We start from the raw sequence: 4,350 nt of genomic DNA, 5'->3' as shown, positions 1-4,350 counted from the left end.
GCTGCCGACGTGAAGGAAGTGCAGATGCTGCACTGGTGGACGTCGGGGGGCGAGGCAGCGGCTTTGAACGTCCTGAAGCAGGATCTATCGAAGGAAGGTTTTGCCTGGAAGGACGTCCCGGTTGCCGGCGGCGGTGGTGATGCGGCGATGACGGCGCTGAAGGCGATGGTGGCGGCGGGCACCTATCCGACGGCCTCGCAGATGCTGGGGTACACCGTGCTCGATTATGCCCAGGCCGGCGTGATGGGTGACCTGACGGAGACGGCCAAGAAGGAAGGCTGGGACAAGTCGGTGCCGGCGGCATTGCAGAAGTTCTCCGTCTATGACGGCAAGTGGGTCGCAGCCCCGGTCAACGTCCATTCGGTCAACTGGCTGTGGATCAACAAGGCTGTCATGGACAAGATCGGCGGCACCCAGCCGAAGAGCTTCGACGACCTGATCGCGCTGCTCGACAAGGCCAAGGCTGCCGGTGTCATCCCGTTGGCGCTCGGCGGCCAGAACTGGCAGGAGGCGACGATGTTCGATTCCATCGTGCTGTCGACCGGTGGGCCGGAGTTCTACAAGAAGGCCTTCAACGACCTCGACGAGGCGTCGCTGAAGTCGGACACGATGAAGAAGTCCTTCGACAACCTCGCCAAGATCGTCAAATATGTCGATCCGAACTTCTCCGGCCGCGACTGGAACCTGGCGACCGCGATGGTCATCAAGGGTGACGCGCTGGTGCAGGTGATGGGCGACTGGGCCAAGGGCGAATTCGTCGCCGCCAAGAAGACGCCGGATAAAGACTTCCTCTGCTACCGCTTCCCCGGCACCGAAGGCAGCGTGATCTACAACTCCGACATGTTCGGGATGTTCAACGTTCCCGACGACCGCAAGGCGGCGCAGGTGGCATTGGCGACGGCGACGCTGTCGAAGAGCTTCCAGTCGGCCTTCAATGTCGTCAAGGGTTCGGTTCCGGCCCGCACCGACGTTCCCGACACCGACTTCGACGCCTGCGGCAAGAAGGGCATCGCCGATCTGAAGGCCGCCAACGAGGGCGGCACGCTGTTCGGTTCGCTCGCCCAGGGCTATGGCGCGCCTCCGGCAATCGCCAATGCCTATAAGGACGTCGTCTCGAAGTTCGTCCACGGCCAGATCAAGAGCTCGGACGAAGCCGTGACCCAGCTCGTCCAGGCGATCGACGACGCCCGCTGAGGCCGCCGCCGATGAACACGCTTCCCCGCGTCGTCGCGGGGAAGCTGCAGCCCCTGACGGATATGCGGGGCGATCATGCGGGGAGGGGCATGCGGGCCAGCCCCCCATGACGACATACAGGGAGGAGATGACATTCCATGAGCACAGTTGCGACCACCGATCCGGTTCTGACGCCGCGGCAAGCGACGCGGGTCTCACTCAGGGGCCGGCTGCAGGATGCGCTGCCGAAGATCGTGCTGGCGCCGAGCTTTGTCATCACGCTGATCTTCGTCTACGGCTTCATCGTCTGGACGGCCTATCTCTCCTTCACCAATTCCAAGACCTTCCCCTCCTATGCGTTGACCGGCGCGCGCGCTTATCAGCGGCTGTGGCGCTGGACCTTCGAGAGCGATCCGCCATCCTCCTGGTACACCTCGATCACCAACATGGCGATCTTCGGCTTCCTCTATGTCGGCATCTGTCTGGCGCTTGGCCTGCTGCTCGCGATCCTGCTCGACCAGAAGATCCGCGGCGAGGGGCTGCTGCGGCCGATCTTCCTCTATCCGATGGCGCTCTCCTTCATCGTCACCGGCGTCGCCTGGAAGTGGTTCCTCGATCCCGGTCTCGGGCTGGAGCAGACGCTGCACCACTTCGGCTGGACGAGCTTCCACTTCGACTGGATCAAGAACAAGGACTTCGTCATCTACACCGTCGTCATCGCCGGTGTCTGGCAGGCGTCGGGCTTCGTCATGGCGATGTTCCTCGCGGGTCTTCGCGGCATCGACGGCGAGATCATGAAGGCGGCGCAGATCGACGGGGCGTCGCCCTTCCAGCTTTATCGGCGCATCGTCATTCCGCTGTTGCGGCCGATCTTCCTGTCGGCCTTCATCGTGCTCGCCCATATGGCGATCAAGTCCTACGACCTAGTGGTGGCGCTGACCTCGGGCGGGCCGGGCGGCTCGGCCTGGCTGCCGTCGAACTTCATGTATGAATATACCTTCAAGCGCAACGAGATGGCCGTCGGCTCGGCCAGCGCCATCATCATGCTGATGACAATCTCGGCGATCATCGTTCCCTATCTCTATTCCGAACTGAAGGAGAAGGCCCGATGAGCAGCCTCACCTCTTCGATCGGCACGTCGTCATCGGCTGCGGCGGGCGCAGGAGCGGAGCGCGGCAACAGCGCCCGCTGGATCGGCCGCCTCGTCATCTACGGCCTGCTGGTGATCTTCGCCATCCTCTACCTGATGCCGCTCTTCGTCATGCTGACGACCTCGTTCAAGACGATGGACGAGATCCAGAACGGCAACATGCTGGCGCTGCCGCAGGCGCCGACCTTCGATCCCTGGGTGAAGGCCTGGGGCGAGGCCTGCGTCGGGCTGACCTGCGCCGGCATCAAGGGCTACTTCTGGAACTCGATCAAGATGGTGGTGCCGGCGGTGGCGATCTCCACCTTCATGGGCGCGCTGAACGGTTATGTCCTGACCAAGTGGCGCTTCCCCGGCCATACGCTGGTGTTCGGGCTGATGCTGTTTGCCTGCTTCATTCCGTTCCAGTCGGTGCTCTTGCCGATGGCGACCATCCTCGGCTCGCTCGGTCGCTTCGGGGTGACGCTGCAGAACGCCACCGGCTTTAACTTCGGCTTCGGCAATTCGACGGTCAATCTGGTCTTCGTCCATGTCGTCTACGGCCTCGGCTTCACGACGCTGTTCTTTCGCAATTTCTACGAGGCCTTCCCGACCGAGCTGGTGCGGGCCGCCCAGGTCGATGGCGCCAGTTTCTTCCAGATCTTCCGCCGCATCATGCTGCCGAACTCGCTGCCGATCATCGTCGTCACCGTCATCTACCAGTTCACCAACATCTGGAACGACTTCCTGTTTGCCTCGGCCTATGCCGGCACCGGTGACTCCATGCCGATGACGGTGGCGCTCAACAATGTCGTCAACACCTCGACCGGGGTGGTCGAATACAATGTCAACATGGCGGCGGCGATGATCGCCGCCGTGCCGACGCTCATCGTCTATATCCTCGCCGGCCGCTACTTCGTGCGTGGCCTGATGGCGGGCGCAGTCAAAGGGTAACCCATGGCTTTCCTGGAAATCTCCGGCCTCAGAAAGCGCTTCGGCGCCGTCGACATCCTCAAGGGCATCGATCTCGAACTCGAAAAGGGCGGCTTCCTGGTGCTGGTCGGCCCGTCCGGCTGCGGCAAGTCGACCCTGCTCAACACCATCGCCGGGCTGGAGACGATCACCGCGGGCGAGATCCGGATCGACGGGCGCGCCGTCAACGGCCTGCATCCTTCCAAGCGCGACATCGCCATGGTGTTCCAGTCCTATGCGCTTTATCCGAACATGACGGTGGCGGGCAACATCGCCTTCGGCATGGAGATGCGCGGCGTGCCGCCGGAAGAGCGCAAGCAGGCGATCGACAAGGTCGCCAAGGTGCTGCAGATCGGCCATCTGCTCGACCGCAAGCCGAGCCAGCTGTCGGGCGGCCAGCGCCAGCGCGTCGCCATGGGCCGGGCGCTGGTGCGCGATCCCAAGCTCTTCCTGTTCGACGAACCGCTCTCCAACCTCGACGCCAAGCTGCGCGTCGACATGCGCATCGAGATCAAGCGACTGCATCAGGCGACCGGCAAGACCATCGTCTACGTCACCCACGACCAGATCGAGGCAATGACGCTCGCCACCCGCATCGCCGTGATGAAGGACGGCATCGTCCAGCAGTTCGGCACGCCGGCCGAGATCTACAACAATCCCGCCAACATGTTCGTCGCCGACTTCATGGGTTCACCAGCGATGAACCTGGTCAAGGCCTCGGTCGAAAACGGCGCCGGTGGGCTCGCCGTCTCGCTCGAGCGGCCGAACGCCGCTCCGCTCAGGCTGCCGGTCACGACAATCGCAAACGGTCTTTCCTCCTATGCCGGCCGGCAGGTGATCTTCGGCATCCGCCCCGAGGCGCTGACCGACCCCGACGGCGCCGACCGCAATGCCCGCTCGCTCACCGAAGGCGACTGCCTGATCGAGGTCGTCGAACCCGCCGGCTCCGACACCTTCGCCGTCACCAAGCTCGGCGGCAAGGAAGTGGTCGCCCGACTGCGCGCCGATGCCGGCATCGCACCCGGCCAGCACACACGCCTCGCCTTCAATCTCGACAAGGCTGTGTTCTTCGACCCGGA

Annotated in this window: 4 protein-coding genes; all 4 read left to right on the top strand. The window is 63.5% G+C overall.

The window, feature by feature from the left end; genetic code table 11:
- On the top strand, positions 1-1,194 hold a 1,194-nt coding region (locus HJC00_RS32190; RefSeq protein WP_221103924.1), incomplete at its 5' end, for an ABC transporter substrate-binding protein.
- A gap of 137 nt (positions 1,195-1,331) precedes the next feature.
- The gene (locus HJC00_RS32185; RefSeq protein ID WP_210628221.1) at positions 1,332-2,285 is read left to right on the top strand and encodes a carbohydrate ABC transporter permease; all 954 of its coding nucleotides are present in this window, start codon (positions 1,332-1,334) and stop codon (positions 2,283-2,285) included.
- Positions 2,282-3,253, top strand: coding sequence for a carbohydrate ABC transporter permease (locus HJC00_RS32180; protein ID WP_210628220.1), 972 nt, complete (start codon positions 2,282-2,284; stop codon positions 3,251-3,253). The genes HJC00_RS32185 and HJC00_RS32180 overlap by 4 nt, the downstream gene beginning before the upstream one ends.
- Before the next feature lie 3 nt (positions 3,254-3,256).
- Positions 3,257-4,350: ABC transporter ATP-binding protein (locus tag HJC00_RS32175; protein ID WP_221103922.1), on the top strand; the 1,094-nt coding region annotated here is incomplete at its 3' end.

It is taken from the genome of Rhizobium sp. NLR22b (assembly GCF_019685295.1).
Taxonomy (GTDB): domain Bacteria; phylum Pseudomonadota; class Alphaproteobacteria; order Rhizobiales; family Rhizobiaceae; genus Rhizobium.
This window is presented reverse-complemented; position numbering and strand designations above follow the sequence as displayed.